Source organism: Cellulosimicrobium sp. TH-20 (assembly GCF_002105775.1).
GTDB lineage: Bacteria > Actinomycetota > Actinomycetes > Actinomycetales > Cellulomonadaceae > Cellulosimicrobium > Cellulosimicrobium funkei.
Genome location: NZ_CP020857.1, coordinates 2,233,364 through 2,249,244, shown reverse-complemented (window position 1 = coordinate 2,249,244; position 15,881 = coordinate 2,233,364). Strand labels below are relative to the sequence as shown.

The window sequence follows — 15,881 nt, the reverse complement described above, 5'->3', positions numbered from 1 at the left end:
GGTCTCGCGGGTGCGGCGCTCGCGGTGGCCGGGTAGGCCTGCCGCGGTCTGTCTGCCGTGCTGATGGCGTTGTGGTGGCAACAAAAAACCCCTCGAACCCGGGATGCCGGGCTGGACGAGGGGTGAGCGCGCTGACGAAGCCTGGTGGCGTGGCCTCAGCGGGCGCGCTCAGGAAGTACTACAAGGAGGATCGTCTGCACGTCTGGGACTGTACGCCCATGTCCCGGTGATGTCACGTGTCGAGGCGGCCGTCTCACGCACTGGGACGTGCGGGGCGCGGCCCGGTGCGCCGGAGCACCCGTCCCTCCCACGGCTCCAGGTGCCCGACGGCGCCCGGCCGGGCGCCGTCGTCGGCCCGCCCGGGGTGCGTGGTCACGAGGACCGACGCCGCCTCCCAGCCCGCGAGCGTCCCGACCGGGACGTCCTGCGGGACGCCGCCGACGTTGACGAGCACGAGGAGCTCGTCCCGGACGGTCGTGCCGTCGGGCCCGGGAGCGTCGAGGGCGCGCGTGAACGCGTAGACCGCCTCGTGGTCGGGCAGCAGCATGCGGAAGTCGCCGAGCGCGACGACCGGCTCCTCCCGGCGCAGCGCGACGAGCCGCCGGTAGAAGTGCACCACGGAGTCCTCGTCGGCCCAGGCGGCCTCCGCGTTGATCGTCGTGTGGTTCGGGTTGACCTCGAGCCACGGCGTCCCCGTCGTGAAGCCGGCGTTCGCGCTCGCGTCCCACTGCACGGGCGTGCGGGCGTGGTCGCGGCTCGCGTGCGCGAGCACGGCGAGCATCTCCCCGTCGGTCCGCAGGCGCGGGGCGCCCGTGCGACCGGTGAGCTCGCGGAAGTACCCGAGCGACTCGACGTCCTGGTACTGCTCGATCCGCGTGAACGGCGCGTTCGTCATGGCGAGCTCCTCGCCCTGGTAGACGTAGGGCGTCCCGCGGTGCAGGTGCAGCAGGAGGGCGAGCGCCTTCGCCGAGGCGACGCGGTGCTCCGGGGAGTCGTCGCCGAACCGCGAGACGACGCGCGGCTGGTCGTGGTTGTCCCAGTAGAGGGCGTTCCAGCCCCGGTGGGCGAGGCCCGCCTGCCACCGGCCGAGGGTCGCCTTGAGGTCGGCGAGGTTCCACCGGACCGGGTCGTACCGGGTCGCGCCGTGGTCGATGCCCATGTGCTCGAACTGGAACACCATGTCGACCTCGCGACGGTCCGGGTCGGTGTACCGCACGCCGTGCTCGACCGTCACGCCCGGCGTCTCCCCCACCGTGAGGATCTCCCGGCCCCGGGCGAGGTACGGCGCGAACACCTCTCGGTGCATCTCGGCGAGGAACTCGTGCACGCGCGGGCCGTCCGTGTAGTGCGGGCTCCCGTCCCCGTACGTGCCCCAGTGCACCTCGCCGTCGGGCAGCGAGCCGTCGGGCGCGACGTCCTTGGAGATGAGGTTGATGACGTCCATGCGGAAGCCGTCGACGCCGCGGTCGAGCCACCGCCGCATCATCGCGTAGACCGCCTCGCGGACGTCGGGGTTCTCCCAGTTGAGGTCCGGCTGCTTGGTGTCGAACAGGTGCAGGTAGTACTCGCCCGAGGCCTCGTCGAACCGCCACGCGCTGCCCCCGAAGAACGAGCGCCAGTTCGTCGGCTCGGCGCCCGGGGCGCCGGGCTCCATGCCCTCGCGCGCGGGACGCCACCAGTACCAGTCGCGCCGCGGGCTCTGCGCGGACGAGCGCGACTCGACGAACCACGGGTGCTCGTCGCTCGTGTGGTTGACGACGAGGTCCATGACGAGCTTCATCCCGCGCGCGTGCAGCCCCTCGATCAGGGTGTCGAGGTCCGCGAGCGACCCGAACAGCGGGTCGACGTCCTCGTAGTCGCTGATGTCGTAGCCGTTGTCCGCCTGCGGCGACCGGTACACCGGGGACAGCCACACGACGTCGACGCCCAGCCGCTCCAGGTGATCGAGGCGTCGCGTGATCCCGGGGAGGTCCCCGATGCCGTCGCCGTCGGTGTCCTGGAACGAGCGCGGGTACACCTGGTAGACGACCGAGCGCGTCCACCAGGGGGCCTCCGCCGGCGTCTCGGCGCCGGGCCACCCCCCGCGGCGTGCGTCCTCGGCCTCGGTCCGGGCGTGCTGCGACATCGTCGGTCCTCTCTGCTCCAGGTCTCGTCCCTCACCCTGCCCGACCGTGCCGCGGGGCGCGCGTCCGGCACGCCGGGCGGACGTCCCCCACGACCGGGTCGAAGGACGGGGCGAGCACCGGTGCATCGCTCACCACGCGTGCGCCCCGGCGAACGACGTCGGGGGCGGGTCGACGCCCAGGACGTCGCGCAGGACCGCGAGGTCGTAGGTGCGTTCCATCGCGAGGTGGCTCAGCGCGTACCGGGTCAGGCGCGGCGGCTCGCGGCGACGCAGCCGCCGGGCGACCGTCTCGACCGCGCCCGCGAGCGCCCAGGCGGGGCGGACCGGGACGGCGACGACCCGCACGGCGGTACCGCGGCGGCGCAGCGCGGCGGCGAGCGCGTCGCGCAGCACCACCGGCTCGGCGTCGGCGACGTTCACGACGAGCGGGCCTCCAGCCGCGCCGTCCCCCGCGGCGGGCGCGCGGGCCGCGGTGTCGGGCAGCACGACGGCGGCGCGTACCGCGGCGAGCAGCGTGCCCACGTGGGTCAGGGACTGGAGCACGCGTCCGCCGCCGGGCAGGACGAGCCGTCCGCCCCGTACGGCGGCCTCGACGCGCGGCAGGAGCGTCGTGTCGCCCGGCCCGTAGACGGCGTGCGGGCGCAGCACGACGACAGCGCCTCGGTCCGGGTGCCGCGCGACGTCGCGGGCGAGCGCGCGTTCGGCCTCTGCCTTCGTCGTGCCGTAGGCGTCGAGGTACCGGGCGACCGGCGCCTCGTCCTCGCGGGCGCGGACGCTCGGGCGGTACGGGTCGTACACGCTGCCGGACGAGACGTGCACGAACCGGGCGTCGGGGAACGTGTCGCGGACTGCGAGCGTCCCGGCGACGTTCGTGGCGCGCGCGACGTCGAGCGCGCACCAGTCGGACACGGCGGCGCCCGCGTGCACGACGGCGTCCACCGTGGGCGGGTCGGCGAGCGGACCGGTGGTGAGGTCCCAGGCGAGGTGCCGGGCGCCGTCGACCGCCGGGTCGCGGCGGGAGGACGTCCAGACCTCGTGGCCGTCGGCGACCAGCCCGCGCGCGACCGCTCCGCCGACGAACCCCGACGCCCCGGTGACGACGACCCTCACGCGCGGGTGCCGGGCGTGTCTCGGCCGACGGCGGTCGACGCGGCGGCTACCACCGGCTCGACGGGTCCGGCCGGAGCGGCGGGCACGGTCGGCGCGGCGCTCCCGAGCGGCGCGGCGGCCACCAACTGCGCGGCGGCGCGCGAGAGCGCGGCCCGGTCGGGCTTGCGCGAGCGACCGGCGAGCGGCACGCGGTCGGCGTGCAGCACGACGTCGGGCAGCGCGTCGTGGTCGAGAACGCTCGGCAGCGCGGTGCGCACCCGGTCCACGAGCGGGTGGTGCGGGTCCAGATGCACCGCCGCACCGGCGTCGGGCCGAGGGTCGGTCCCGGTGCCCGCGTCCGGCCGAGAGTCTTCCGACGCCGAGGTGACGACGAGCGCGACCCGCTCGTCGCCGTCCACCTGGGGCACCCCCACGAGCAGCGCCTCGCCGACGCCGTCGAGCGCCGCGACGCGCGGCTCGTAGAGGCCGGGGTAGATGTTCGTCGTGCCGCGGATGATCATGTCCCGCGTGCGGCCGACGAGGACGAGCCGCCCCGCGTCGTCGAGGCGCGCGAGGTCGCCGGTGCGGTGCTCTGCGGCCCGTGCGCCCGCGCCCCGGGCGGGGGCGTCGAGGTCGTGCAGGTAGCCCGCCATGAGCGACGGCCCGGACAGCACGAGCTCCCCGACGCCGTCCTCGTGCCCGGGCTCCCCGACGCCGTCGTCGCGGCCGTCCTCGGGTTCCTCGTCCTCGACCGGGTCGAGCCGCGCGACCGTGCCGGGCAGCGGCGCGCCGACGAGGTCGCCGTCGCCCGCGTACGCGAGCTTCGCGCGGGCCTCGACCACCGCGACCGGCAGGATCTCGGTCATCCCGTACACCGCGACCCACCGCGTGCCGGGCAGCACGCGCGTCGCGCGCTCCAGGAGCGCGCGGGTCACGGGAGCGCCGCCGACGAGCGCGACGCGCGGCCCGTGCGCGGGCACCGCCCCGGCCTCGATCGCGTCGAGCAGCGCCGTGACGTCCGCGGGCACGAGGTACGTGCCTGCGGCGCCGTCGAGCTGGCGCGCGAAGGTCGTGATGTCGCGGCCCGGCGGGTCGGCCGGCACGGACCACGTGGCGCCCGCCAGCAGCGCCGGGACGCCGAGCAGCATCTGGTCGGTGTGCACGACGTCGCCCGGCGCGAGCGCGAACACGTCGCGCAGCAGGTCGCACCCGGCGAGCAGCGACCCGGCCGTGTGCACGACGGCCTTCGGCTGCGCCGTCGTGCCGGACGTGAAGACGGTGAGCGCCTCACGGTCCGGATCGAGCGGCGGCAGCGCCGCGCGGTCGACCGGGCTCGCGGCGAGGCGGCGGGCGGCGCGCGAGCCGCGCGGCACCCCGGGGAGCCACGGGCCGGCGTGCACGTGCCGCAGCGGGAGGCTCGCGTAGTCGGGCAGGAGCAGGCCCCGTGACCGGGCCAGACGGCGCAGCGGCCCGCGCGAGACGGCGTAGAGGAGCGACTCGGTCGTCGCTAGCGACGGCCCGGCCGCACCCACGCGCGCGGCGAAGAGCTCCGGCGTCGAGCCGGGGTCGACGAAGACGACGGTCCCGCCCGCCCGGACCACCCCGAACGCGAGCACGACGCCCTCCGGCCGGGGCCGCACCGAGAACAGGGCGCGGTCGCCCGGCGCGAGGCCGTCGGCCGCGAGCGCCGTCGCGGTCGCCTCGACGCGCCGCGCGAGGTCGGCGTACGTGACCTCCTCGCGCACGCGCGCACCGCGGCGGCCCGGCCGCGTCCAGCGCCGGAGCGCGACCGCGTCGGCGGACGCGTGCCCGGCGGCCCCGCGGGCGAGGATCGGGGCGAGCAGGTGGCGGGGGACGGCGTCGGGCACGGTCACGCCGCCTCCCCCGCCGACGACGCGGCCGACTCGGCGACCGGACCCGGCGCGCGCACCTCGCCGCCGACCGCCCGCACGACGAGCGAGCGGTACGCCGGGATGAGCACCCCGCGCGCGACGGCGCGGTCGACGACCTCGATGCTCCGCCCCGCGGTGACGACGGGACGCAGCGCGTCCAGCACCGCGTCCACCTGCGCGACGGCGAGCGGCATGCCGAGGCAGAAGTGCGGTCCGGCGCCGAACCACAGGTGCCGCACCGCCGGGTCGACGGGGGCGTCCGGGTCGAAGGGGCCGGCGTCCTTGCAGCAGGAGATCGTCGCGATCACGACCCGGTCCCCCGCGCGGACGCGGACGTCGCCCACGGTCGCGTCGGTGCGCACCGAGCGCAGCATCGCGGGGGTCGGTGCCGTGACGCGCAGCGCCTCCTCGACGACGCGGCCGCGCAGCGCGGCGGCCTCCGGCCCTGCGCCGGGGTCGGCCGCGAGGAGCCGGTCGAGCCAGCCGGTGTCCGCGGTGAGCGCCACGAGGCGCGGCACGAACGACTGGATGGTCTCGGTGCCCGTGAGGACGAACGCGCCGACGGCGCCGAGCGCCTCGTCCTCCGAGAGCCCGAGCTCGCGCATGCGCCCGGGGACGGTCGCGGGGTCCCCCGCGCGGTACGCGTCGCGCGCCGGCGCGGACAGCCGTGCGAGGACGGCGCGCGCGTGCCGCACCTGGCTGGGCGTGAGGCTGCGCCGGTGCAGGCGCACGAGCCCGACCACGGACTGCGCGGCGGTCATCGCCTCACGGACGGCGGCGTCCGTCGGGGGCAGCCCGGTCATCGCGCAGACGACCGTCCCGGCCATGGTCGCCGTCTCCGCCACGAGGTCGACTCGTTCGCCCGCGAGCAGCCGCGGAGCGAGGCCTGCGAGGACGTCGGGCACGCTCACCGCGACGAGGTCGCGCACCGCTCGGGGCGTGAAGAGACCCGACAGCGCCCGGCGCAGGCGCGCGTGGTCGGCCCCCTCCATGTTGAGGAGCACGGACGGGCCGAGCACGGGCGTCCACAGGTCCGACGGCGACCCCGGGCCCACCTTGGAGAAGTGCTCGCTGTCGAGCAGCACGGCGCGCGCCGTCGCGGCGTCGGACACGACCACCCCGATCCCGGGGACGCGCACGACCGGGCCGCGGTGCCGCAGGGCCCGGATCGCCGGGTAGACGAGCGGGTGCGCCCCGCGCTGGACCCTCTCCTCCCAACGCATCGCCGCGGCGAGCCCGGCGGGCGCGGGGGCCAGCGCCGTGCCGGTCATCGGATGTCCACGAGCTCGGGCCGGTAGCGGTGGTCGGCATACCAGCCGAGCGTGCGGACGAGGCCCCACGCGTGCGCCCGGCGCGTGGAGGCCCGCACGACGACGTCGCGGTGCGCGCCGTACCGCCGCGTGAGGCGGCGCACCGCGTTGACGAGCGCCCGGTCCTCGTGGACGTCCTCGATCGCGGTGCGCGGGAACCCGCCCGCCGCCTCGTACAGCGCCGCCGTGATCGCCATGTTGCAGCCCGGCGCCATGACGTAGGGCCCGAGGTAGGACGGGTCCTGGTTGCCGGGGCGGAAGCGCCCGAACGTGCTCGCGACGCTCACCGCCGCGGAGAGCACGCCCTGCTGGACGCGCGAGACCGGGCGGTCGTCGGTGCGCGGCACGAGCCGTCCCGCGACGAGGTCGTGCCCGCTCGCGAACGCGGCGCGCACGCGTCGGGTCCAGTCGGGCAGCGGCAGGCAGTCGGCGTCGGTGCGCGCGAGGTGCGTCGCGCCCTGCGCGATCGCCGCCCGCATCCCCGTGTCGGCCGCCGCGCCCGTGCCCTTCTGCGGCTCGTCGACGACGCGCCACCGCGTCATGCCCCACGCCGCCGCGGTCGCGCGCGCCAGGTCGCCCGTGCCGTCCGACGACCCGTTGTCCACGACGACGAGGTCGAAGTCCGTGTCCTGCTGGTCGCGCAGCGCCTCCAGCGTCGCGACGATCCCGTGCGCCTCGTCGCGCGCGGGCACCACGACGGCGAGCCGCTGCGTGCTCGCCACTCCTCGCGTGAACCGCCGGGTGCTCACAGCCGCACCACCGTCGCGCCGATGCTGATGCCGCCCGCGAGGCCGACGAGCACGACGACGTCGCCCGGCCCGACCCGGCCCGTCTCGAGCGCGGTCGCGAGCTGGAGCGGGAGCGTCGCGGAGGCGACGTTGCCGTGGTCGGCGACGGTGACGAGCGTGCGGCCGGTCGGCAGGCCGAGCGCGGCGTGCACGTCGTCGAGGTAGGCGACGGCGACCTGGTGCACGGCGACGAGCGCGACGTCGTCCCACGTGAGCCCCGCACGGCCGAGCGCGTCGAGGACGACCCCCGGCCCGAGCGCGAGGAACGCGTCCCGGAGCCGCGACCCGTCGATCTCGAAGTAGGTGCGCTCGAGGTCGCGGGGGTGCGCGGTGCCGCCCCCGGGGAGCATGCCGACGTCCCAGTGCGTCGACTCGGCGCCGAACGCGCTCGCGAGGATGCCGCGGGGCGCGGGGGCGCCGGAGCCGTCGCGCGCGTCGGCCTCCGCCGCGGTGGTGCGGCGCACGAGGACGGCGGCCCCGGCGTCGGACATGGTGTAGCCCGGGGCGGAGAGCAGGTAGGTCGCGCGGTCGGGGACGTCCCAGCGCACGGCGCGCGACGGCGCCTCCCCGCACGCGACGAGCACGGTGCCGTACCGGCCCGTCGCGACGAGCGCCTCGGCGACCTCGATGGCGTTGAGCACGGAGTTGCACGCGTTCTTGACGTCCATGACGGGCGCCCGGACCCCGAGCTTCGCGGCGACGATGTGGCTCGTCGCGGGCTCGACCATGTCCTGGCTCGCCGACGCGAAGAGCAGCAGGTCGACGTCGTCGGGCGCGAGGCCCTGGGTCGCGAGCAGCTTCTCCGCGGCCGCGACGGCGAGGTCGGAGGCGTCCCAGTCGTCGGGGAGCACGCGGACCTGCCGCACGCCCGTGAGGCGCGAGACCATCGGCACGCGCGGCGCCGCGCCCGGGTTGCGCTCCGCGAGCGCGCGCTCCGCCTCGCGCACGTCGACCACGCGCTCGGGCAGGTGGACCCCGACGGCGGCGATCACCGCCGCGGGACGCATGGGAGCGGACCCGGGGGCTACCGGGCGGGGTGGGTTCTCTGGCACGCGCGACACAGTAGCCAAGCAGACCCCCTCGGACGGCGGTCGTCCACAGGTTCCGATGGGGTGAAGTGCCCATCCCCGGACGGCGGCGCGGCCGCCCCGTGGCCTCCCCGGTGCGCCACACTGACCCCGTGACTGCGACCACGACCGCCCCCGTGCCCGCCCGCGAACGACGTCGCGCCCTGCCCACGACCCGGCACGAGCTGCAGGTCCTCACCGCCGCACGCCCCGCGATGGCCGGTGTGCTGCTCGTGGGCGGCGCGCTCACCGGGCCGCGTCCGGGCGGAGGGCTGCGCCGGGTCCCGGGCCTCGGGTGGGTGACGGCCGACCCGACCGTGGGTCGCCGCATCCTCACCGACCACCGGCACTTCACGATCGTCGGCGAGGGCGGGGTCGGGCACCTCTGGGCCCAGATCCTCGGCGACTGGGTCCTCGACCTGTTCGACGGCCCAGGCCACCACGACCTGCGCACCCGCTCGCGCGAGCTCTTCACCGAGGCGAGCGCCGCGGCGCTGGTCGACGGCGCGTGGTCGCTCGCGCTCGACGACGCGCGCCGCACCCTCGCCGCGGGCGGGACGGTCGACGTCGGCCGGCTCGCGCGCGTGCTCGTCGGCCGGATGATGATCTCGCTGCTCGGCATCCCGTCCCCGGCGGCCACCGGGGCGGGCTCAGGGCCGGGCTCAGCGGCGGTCGCCGGGACCGGCGCGACGCCGGAGGCCGTTCCGACGGACGACGACGCGCTCGCGGCCTTCGCGACGGGCGAGCGCCTCGCGTCGATCGCGCTCGGGAGCGCAGGCTCGACGTACCTCGCGCCGGGCCAGGTCGCCGCGGCGCGGGAGATCGTCGCCGAGCTGACCCAGGGCGTCCCGGACGGGTGGCGGCACGCGCCGGCCGACCGCCTGCTCGGCCGGTGCCGCGAGCTCGGCCTCGGGCTGGAGGAGACGACCGGGCTCGCGAGCCTGCTCATGGTCGCGGGCACCGAGACGTCGGCGTCCGCGATGGCCCGCACCACCGCGCTCCTGATCGACACGGGCGAGCAGCACCGCCTGCTCCGGCTCCTGGCCGACGAGCGCGCCCACCCCGTCACGCGCGCAGCCGGCGAGCCGGACGCCGTCGAGAACGCAGTGCGCGAGGGTCTGCGCGTGACGAGCCCGGCGTCGGTGATCGGCCGGGGCGTGTCGGCCGACGTCGAGGTCGCGGGCCGCACCCTGCGCGCCGGGGAGCGCGTCATGATCCTCACGTGGGCGGCGAACACAGCGGCCGGGCCGTTCCGCGCCGACCGCCCCTACGTGCGCGAGACGCGCCAGCTCTGGTTCGGCGCGGGGCGCCACCTGTGCCTCGGCGCCGCGCTCGCCCGCGCCGAGATCGCCGCGCTCCTGCACGCGCTGTTCGACGACGGCGCACCCCTGCGCGTCGTCTCGCGCCGCGCCAAGCGGCGGGTGCTGGTGCCCGGCTACGACGAGCTGGTCGTCGCGCGCGCCTGACCTCCGGCCGGGGGCCACGCCGCCGTCGGGCCGGGAGCGACGGCTCGCGTCAGTCGCGCGCCTGCCAGGTGCACACGCACGCCTCGTTGCCCTCGGCGTCGGCCAGGACCCAGAACGCGGGCGCGCGACGGTCGGACACGAGGTGCCCGCCCGCGGCGATGGCGGCGGTGACGCGCGCCTCCGCGACGTCGTGCGGGACCGTCACGTCCACGTGGATGCGGTTGCGCTGCTCGCGCGGCGCATCCATCTGCTGGAACCAGAACGCCGGGGCGCGCCCGCTCGGGTCGCGGAGCTCGGGCGCGGGCAGCTCCGGGGCGCCCTCGTCGAACCCGAGAACCGCGCGCCAGAACGGCTGCACCGCCGTCCCGACGAGGGTGTCGACCGCGATCTCGAGGTCCTGCACCGCCGTCGGGTCCGCGACGAGGTCGAGCTCGCGTGCCGCCGCGGAGATCTGCCGGGCGAGGGCCACGTCGCGCTCGCTGACGCCCCCGACGTCGTGCGAGGTCAGCCGGACCGTCACCGACCCGTACCGCAGGTCGACGTCGGGGTGGTGGTTCGCCGCCTCGGCGAGCTCGCCGATCGCGTCGACCAGCTCCACCCCCGCGGTGAACGACCCCGTGCGGAACAGCGTCTGCACGGTCCTCAGGATGAACCGCCAGTCCTCGACGCCGTCGCTGTCGTGGAACTGGCGCGCGGTGATGCGGTCGTCCGCCGTCTGGGTCATGGCCGTCCTCCGGGGTCCGTCGCTGCGGCGAGGTGCGACACCACGCTAGTGCGCGCCTCCGACGCCCGCGCGCTCCGCGGTCACTCGAGGATCGCGCCGCGCGACGCCGACTGGACGAGCTTGGCGTACTTTGCCAGCACGCCGCGCGTGAACGTCGGGGGCAGCGGCGCCCACCCGTCGCGGCGCGCGGCGAGAGTGTCGGCGTCGACGAGCAGGTCGAGCGTCTTGTTCGCGACGTCGAGCCGGATCGGGTCGCCGTCGCGCACGAACGCGATGGGGCCCCCGTCGACCGCCTCGGGCGCCACGTGCCCGACGCACAGGCCGGTCGTCCCGCCGGAGAAGCGGCCGTCCGTGAGCAGCAGGACCGTCTTGCCGAGCCCCGCGCCCTTGATCGCGCCCGTGATGGCGAGCATCTCGCGCATCCCCGGGCCGCCCTTGGGCCCCTCGTACCGGATGACGACGACGTCCCCGTCCGTGATCGTGCCGTCCTCCAGGGCGTCGAGCGCCGCGCGCTCGCGCTCGAAGACGCGGGCGGTGCCTTCGAACACGTCCTCGTCGAACCCGGCGGACTTCACGACGGCGCCCTCGGGCGCGAGCGACCCGTGCAGGATCGTGATGCCCCCGGTGTGGTGGATCGGGTCGTCGAGCGCGCGCAGGATCTTGCCGTCCGGGTCCGGCGGGTCGATCTCGGCGAGGTTCTCCGCGACGGTGCGGCCCGTCACGGTGAGCGCGTCGCCGTGCAGCAGGTCGGCGTCGAGCAGGGCCTTCATGACGACGGGCACGCCGCCGATGCGGTCGACGTCGTTCATCACGTAGCGCCCGAACGGCTTGAGGTCGCCGAGGTGCGGCACGCGGCTCGCGACGCGGTCGAAGTCGGCGAGCGTGAGGTCGACCTCGGCCTCGTGCGCGATGGCGAGCAGGTGCAGCACGGCGTTGGTGGAGCCACCGAACGCCATGACGACGGCGATCGCGTTCTCGAACGCCTCCTTCGTCATGATGTCGCGCGCCGTGATGCCGCGCCGCAGCAGGTTGACGACGGCCTCGCCCGAGCGGTGCGCGAACGCGTCCCGGCGCCGGTCCGCCGACGGCGGCGCCGCCGAGCCGGGCAGCGACATGCCCATCGCCTCGGCGACCGACGCCATCGTGTTCGCCGTGTACATGCCGCCGCACGCGCCCTCGCCGGGGCAGATGGCGCGCTCGATGCGGTCCACGTCCTCGCGGCTCATGAGCCCGCGCGCGCACGCGCCGACCGCCTCGAACGCGTCGATGAGCGTGACGTCCTTCTCCGTGCCGTCGGAGAGCTTGACCCAGCCGGGCATGATCGAGCCCGCGTAGAGGAACACGCTCGCCAGGTCCAGCCGCGCGGCCGCCATGAGCATCCCCGGCAGGGACTTGTCGCACCCGGCGAGGAGGACCGTCCCGTCGAGGCGCTCCGCCTGGACGACCGTCTCGACCGAGTCCGCGATGATGTCGCGGCTCACGAGCGAGAAGTGCATCCCCTCGTGGCCCATGGAGATGCCGTCGGAGACGGAGATCGTCCCGAACTGCAGCGGGTACCCGCCGCCCGCGTGCACGCCCTCCTTCGCGCCCTGCGCGAGCCGGTCGAGCGACAGGTTGCACGGCGTGATCTCGTTCCACGAGCTCGCGATGCCGATCTGCGGCTTGGCGAAGTCCTCGTCGCCCATGCCGACGGCGCGCAGCATGCCGCGCGACGCCGTCGCCTCCAGGCCGTCGGTGACCTGGCGGGAGCGCGGCTTGAGGTCGGGTCCGGCGTCGGACCCCGAGGTGTGCCCAGTCATGACCCCACTCTAGGAACGGCACCGGCGCGGGGCGCGGCGGGACGCGCCGGACGCGCCGCGGCACGGACGCCCGCCCGGCCGGGCAGGCCCGAGACGGGCCGACCGCGGTGCGAGGCGCACGGCATCATGGGGCCGTGCACACACGCCCCGGAGCCGTCCGAGCCCTCCTGCCCGTCCTCGCCCTGGCCGCGACCGCCGCGTGCGCGGCTCCCGCGCCGTCGGGCACGAGCCCCGGCTCTCCCACCTCCGCGGCGTCCGCCCCCGCACCGGACGCGACGACCGGGACGCCCGACGACACCGCGACCGCGACGGCGACCGCGAGCGCCGAGGAGGCTCCCGAGGGGCAGGTCGAGACGCCCGAGGAGTCGTTCCGCGCGTGGCTGGCCGCGAGCCGCGCGCCGGAGGTCGAGGTCGCGTGCGGGTACCTCGCACCGGAGCTCGTCGACCGGATGGTCGCCGAGATGACGGCACAGGGGTGGCCGGGCATCACGGACTGCGCGTCGATGACCACGACCACCGCCGGTCTCTACGCGGCCGTGGGCGACGTGCCGGAGGTCGAGGTCGGCGTCCGCGAGGAGCGCGCCGACGCGACGGTGCTGTCCGTCGTCTACGACGGCGGCGACTGCGGCACCGCCGTCATGGTGCCGCAGGGCGCGCGGTGGGTCGTCACGGAGCAGTCCGAGGAGGAGTGCTGACCCTCGCCGCGGGGGGCTCCGCGCCCGCGCACGACGACGGGCCCGCACCTCGGGAGGTGCGGGCCCGTCGTCGTCGGGTCAGCGGCGCTTGATGAGCGACACGTCGCGGACGGCGCCGCGGTCGGCGGACGTCGCCATGGCGGCGTAGGCCTGGAGGGCCGGCGAGACGTAGCGGTCGCGGTCGACCGGCTGCCACGGGTTCTCGCGCGCCTCCATCTTGGCGCGACGCTCGGCGAGCACGTCGTCGGGCACGTTGAGGCGGATGAGGCGGGTGTCGACGTCGATCTCGATCTCGTCGCCGTCCTCGACGAGGCCGATGACGCCGCCCGCGGCGGCCTCGGGCGAGACGTGGCCGACCGAGATGCCCGACGACCCGCCGGAGAAGCGGCCGTCGGTGATGAGCGCGGTGACCTTGCCGAGGCCGCGGCCCTTGATGAACGACGTCGGATACAGCATCTCCTGCATGCCGGGGCCGCCCGCGGGGCCCTCGTAGCGCACGACGACGACGTGGCCGGGCTGGACCTGCTTGGTGAGGATCTTCTCGACGGCCTCGTCCTGCGACTCGCAGACGAGCGCCTTCCCGACGAAGTGGAAGACGTCCGGGTCGACCCCGGCGGTCTTGAACACGGCGCCGTCCTCGGCGAGGTTGCCGCGCAGCACGGCGAGCCCGCCCTCGACGGTGTACGCGTGCTCGAGGTCACGGATGCAGCCCTCGGCCGCGTCGGTGTCGAGCGACTCCCAGCGGTTCGACGTCGAGAACGCCTGCGTGGTGCGCACTCCCCCGGGCGCCGCGTGGAACAGCTCGACGGCCCGCTCGGTCGCCTTGCCGCCCCGGACGTCCCAGTCGTCGAGCCACTCGCGCAGCGTCGGCGTGTGCACGCTCGTGACGTCGTGGTCGAGCAGGCCCGCGCGGTCGAGCTCGCCCAGGAGGGCGGGGATGCCGCCGGCGCGGTGCACGTCCTCCATGTGGAAGTTCGGGTGGTTCGGCGCGACCTTGGACAGGCACGGCACCTGGCGGCTGATGCGCTCGATGTCGGTGAGGTCGAAGTCGACGCCCCCCTCCTGCGCGGCGGCGAGGATGTGCAGCACGGTGTTCGTCGAGCCGCCCATCGCGACGTCGAGCGCCATGGCGTTCGAGAACGCGGCCTTGGTCGCGATCGAGCGGGGCGCGACGGAGTCGTCCTCGTCCTCGTAGTAGCGCTTCGCGAGCCCGACGATCGTGCGGCCGGCCTCGAGGAAGAGCTCCTTGCGCGCGGCGTGCGTCGCGAGGGTCGAGCCGTTGCCGGGGAGCGACAGGCCGAGCGCCTCGGTGAGGCAGTTCATCGAGTTCGCGGTGAACATGCCGGAGCACGACCCGCACGTGGGGCACGCGTTCTCCTCGACCTGGGCGAGCGCGGCGTCGGACACCGCGTCGTCGGCCGAGTAGTTGATCGCGTTGACGAGGTTGAGCGGGGTCTTCGCGACGCCGTCGGCGACGACCGCCTTGCCGGCCTCCATGGGCCCGCCGGACACGAAGATCACCGGGATGTTGAGCCGCAGCGCGGCGTTGAGCATGCCGGGCGTGATCTTGTCGCAGTTCGAGATGCACACGAGGGCGTCGGCGCAGTGCGCGTTGACCATGTACTCGACCGAGTCGGCGATGAGGTCGCGGCTCGGGAGCGAGTAGAGCATGCCGCCGTGGCCCATGGCGATGCCGTCGTCGACGGCGATGGTGTTGAACTCCTTGGAGACGCCGCCGGCCTCGCGGATCGCGGACGCGACGAGGTCGCCCATGTCCTTGAGGTGGACGTGGCCGGGGACGAACTGCGTGTACGAGTTGGCGATCGCGATGATCGGCTTGCCGAAGTCCTCCGCGCCCATGCCGGTCGCGCGCCAGAGGGCGCGGGCGCCGGCCATGTTGCGGCCGTGGGTGGACGTCCGAGAGCGCAGGGGGCGGCTCATTCCGGGTCAGCTCCTTCGACGGGGTGCTGCGACCGATCCTCCGGCCGCCGGGTCACATTACGCCTCGTCCGGGCGGTCCGGCCGAGGCGTCCGTCTCGTGGTCGTGCGGCCTACGTACGTAGCCCCGAGGGACTTACGGGATGTCCACGCGATCCGGACGTAAGGGTTGAACCGCCTCCCGTACCCCTGCCACCGTGGGCGAGCACGTCACGGCCGGACGACCACCGCGACGCCTCGACGGGGAGCGGCACACCGCTCGGGTCGGGGTGGGTCCTCGCCGGCCCCGACCCGACCACTTCTCTCCCCGAGGGGGCACCTCCATGTCCACGTCCACCACGTCCGCGCCGCCCGGCGCCACCCCGGGGGCCGCAGCGCGCACCACCGGCCCCGTCACCCAGGACGACGTCGTCACGCGCTCGTCGGCCCGCCACGCCCTCGCGCTCACGCGGATCGGCACGGCCGTCGTCTTCCTGTGGCCGTTCACCGACAAGCTCGTCGGCCTCGGGTACGCGACCCCGCGCGAGCGCGCGTGGCTCGCGGGGGGCGCACCCACGCAGGGCTACCTGGAGAACGGCGCCCAGGGCCCGCTCGCGAGCACGTTCGCCGCGATGGCGAGCCCCGTCACCGACTGGCTCTTCATGCTCGGGCTGCTGGGCGTCGGCCTCGCGCTCCTGCTGGGGATCGGCCTGCGCGTCGCTGCGGTGAGCGGCACGGTCCTCTTCGCGATGCTGTGGCTCTCGCAGTGGCCGCTCGCGGCCGGTTCGACCAACCCGGTCGTCGACGACCACGTCCTCGTGATCCTGCTCCTCGCCGTCCTCGCGACGACGCTCGCGGGCGACACGTGGGGCCTCGGCCGCCGCTGGGCGGCCCTCCCCCTCGTGCGCCGGGCGGCCTGGCTGCGCTGACGCGCCGCGGGACGGGCACCACCACGGCGCAGCACCGGAGCGGGGCCGCGACGTCGCGGCCCCGCTCCGTCGTCGGGCGT

12 protein-coding genes are annotated in these 15,881 nt (G+C 75.7%); 3 read left to right on the top strand and 9 right to left on the bottom strand.

Going from position 1 to position 15,881, the window contains the following annotated elements; genetic code table 11:
- Positions 1-253: 253 nt before the first annotated feature.
- From B8281_RS09855 to B8281_RS09830, 6 genes are all read right to left on the bottom strand, one after another.
- Positions 254-2,125, bottom strand: coding sequence for an alpha-glucosidase (locus B8281_RS09855; RefSeq protein ID WP_085387617.1), 1,872 nt, complete (start codon positions 2,123-2,125; stop codon positions 254-256).
- Positions 2,126-2,254: 129 nt separating this feature from the next.
- Positions 2,255-3,235 carry an NAD(P)-dependent oxidoreductase gene (locus B8281_RS09850; RefSeq protein ID WP_085387616.1) on the bottom strand — a complete coding sequence of 327 codons (981 nt, stop codon included), beginning with the start codon at positions 3,233-3,235 and terminating at the stop codon, positions 2,255-2,257.
- A complete protein-coding gene (locus B8281_RS09845) occupies positions 3,232-5,088 on the bottom strand; it encodes a class I adenylate-forming enzyme family protein (RefSeq protein WP_198163045.1) in 1,857 nt (618 codons plus the stop codon). The genes B8281_RS09850 and B8281_RS09845 overlap by 4 nt, the downstream gene beginning before the upstream one ends.
- Positions 5,085-6,377, bottom strand: a complete 1,293-nt coding sequence (locus B8281_RS09840) for a cytochrome P450 (RefSeq protein WP_198163044.1) — start codon at positions 6,375-6,377, stop codon at positions 5,085-5,087. The genes B8281_RS09845 and B8281_RS09840 overlap by 4 nt, the downstream gene beginning before the upstream one ends.
- Positions 6,374-7,165 carry a glycosyltransferase family 2 protein gene (locus B8281_RS09835; protein WP_232322531.1) on the bottom strand — a complete coding sequence of 264 codons (792 nt, stop codon included), beginning with the start codon at positions 7,163-7,165 and terminating at the stop codon, positions 6,374-6,376. The genes B8281_RS09840 and B8281_RS09835 overlap by 4 nt, the downstream gene beginning before the upstream one ends.
- A complete protein-coding gene (locus tag B8281_RS09830) occupies positions 7,162-8,196 on the bottom strand; it encodes a 3-oxoacyl-ACP synthase III family protein (RefSeq protein WP_232322530.1) in 1,035 nt (344 codons plus the stop codon). The genes B8281_RS09835 and B8281_RS09830 overlap by 4 nt, the downstream gene beginning before the upstream one ends.
- A 188-nt stretch (positions 8,197-8,384) precedes the next feature.
- On the opposite strand from B8281_RS09830, the gene B8281_RS09825 reads away from it, so the two are divergent.
- Positions 8,385-9,737, top strand: coding sequence for a cytochrome P450 (locus B8281_RS09825; RefSeq protein WP_232322529.1), 1,353 nt, complete (start codon positions 8,385-8,387; stop codon positions 9,735-9,737).
- Between the two features lie 49 nt (positions 9,738-9,786).
- On the opposite strand, the gene B8281_RS09820 is transcribed toward B8281_RS09825, so the two are convergent.
- Positions 9,787-10,461 (bottom strand): 4a-hydroxytetrahydrobiopterin dehydratase, encoded by a 675-nt coding sequence (locus tag B8281_RS09820; RefSeq protein WP_043656695.1) that lies wholly within the window; start codon positions 10,459-10,461, stop codon positions 9,787-9,789.
- Positions 10,462-10,541: 80 nt separating this feature from the next.
- On the bottom strand, positions 10,542-12,260 hold the full coding sequence (gene ilvD / locus B8281_RS09815) for a dihydroxy-acid dehydratase (RefSeq protein ID WP_085387614.1): 1,719 nt from the start codon (positions 12,258-12,260) through the stop codon (positions 10,542-10,544).
- Positions 12,261-12,394: 134 nt separating this feature from the next.
- Between ilvD (B8281_RS09815) and B8281_RS09810 the strand changes: the two genes are divergently transcribed.
- Complete coding sequence (locus tag B8281_RS09810; RefSeq protein WP_085387613.1) at positions 12,395-12,955, top strand: hypothetical protein; 561 nt, start codon at positions 12,395-12,397, stop codon at positions 12,953-12,955.
- A 78-nt stretch (positions 12,956-13,033) separates the two neighbouring features.
- Here the strand turns inward: B8281_RS09810 and ilvD (B8281_RS09805) are convergent, their stop codons facing one another.
- Entirely contained in the window at positions 13,034-14,896 is a 1,863-nt protein-coding gene (ilvD, locus tag B8281_RS09805) for a dihydroxy-acid dehydratase (RefSeq protein ID WP_085387612.1), read from the bottom strand.
- 320 nt (positions 14,897-15,216) lie between these two features.
- Between ilvD (B8281_RS09805) and B8281_RS09800 the strand changes: the two genes are divergently transcribed.
- On the top strand, positions 15,217-15,801 hold the full coding sequence (locus B8281_RS09800) for a DoxX family protein (protein WP_085387611.1): 585 nt from the start codon (positions 15,217-15,219) through the stop codon (positions 15,799-15,801).
- Positions 15,802-15,881 lie beyond the last annotated feature (80 nt).